General features: G+C 58.6%; 1 pseudogene. It reads left to right on the top strand.

Annotated features, from left to right (window positions below):
* Positions 1–797: pseudogene (locus IEX84_RS14535) on the top strand (transposase); the annotation flags it as partial.

Raw genomic sequence — 797 nt, 5'->3', positions numbered from 1 at the left:
GTCGAGGTGACGACGCTACTGAATCGGACCCTGACGACCAGGCCATCCTCGACGAGGCAGGGACGGTTGCCAAGCACGTCAGTCGCGTCGTGTTCCCCGCGTTCTCGCTCAATCGTGGCGAGGGGCTGTGAGATTCCTGAGAACGCTTACTGGGGCTTATAGACCTATTTGGGGCTCCGTGAGAACTTGGCGGCTAACGAGGACGCTCGCAGCTTCATTCACGAGTCGACGCGTGATCGAACGCCACTCGGACACGGTCATCGCGACCAAATTCGTGATCTCTCTATCGAGCAGATTCGCGAGATGTACCGACACGCAATTCAACAACTCACCAACGAGCTCGCGGAGACGGAGGAGTTCTTCCGAGCGGGTATTGTCGCCATCGACATCACTGAGGATGATCCCTTCACAGGCGACCGCGCAGGTCACGAGGACGAGATAATCGGGACGAAAGAGAAGAACGACGAATACGCCTACCAGTGGGCAACAGTCCAGCTGGTCGGCAACGCTGTCCCACTCGTACTTGATGCTCGCCCAGTTCGACGAGGCGAGTCACGCAAAGAGATCGTCGAGGACCTACTCGACTCCGCCGACGATCTCGTTCACGTCGATAACGTCCTGATGGACCGAGAGTTCGACAGTCAGCACGTCCTGGAGATGATCAGCCAACGCGGGCTCTCCTACGTCGTGCCAAAGCGGATGCAGACCAGCGAGAAAGCCCAAGCCAAGCGGTTGCTCCAGCGCGATCAAGACCGGTACGAGACCGACCGGAAGCTCCACCTCGGGAAGAATGAGTG

It is taken from the genome of Halarchaeum rubridurum, assembly GCF_014647115.1.
GTDB classification, from domain to species: Archaea; Halobacteriota; Halobacteria; order Halobacteriales; family Halobacteriaceae; genus Halarchaeum; species Halarchaeum rubridurum.
The sequence above is the reverse complement of the archived record's forward strand: the minus strand, read 5'-3'. Positions and strand labels throughout refer to the sequence as shown.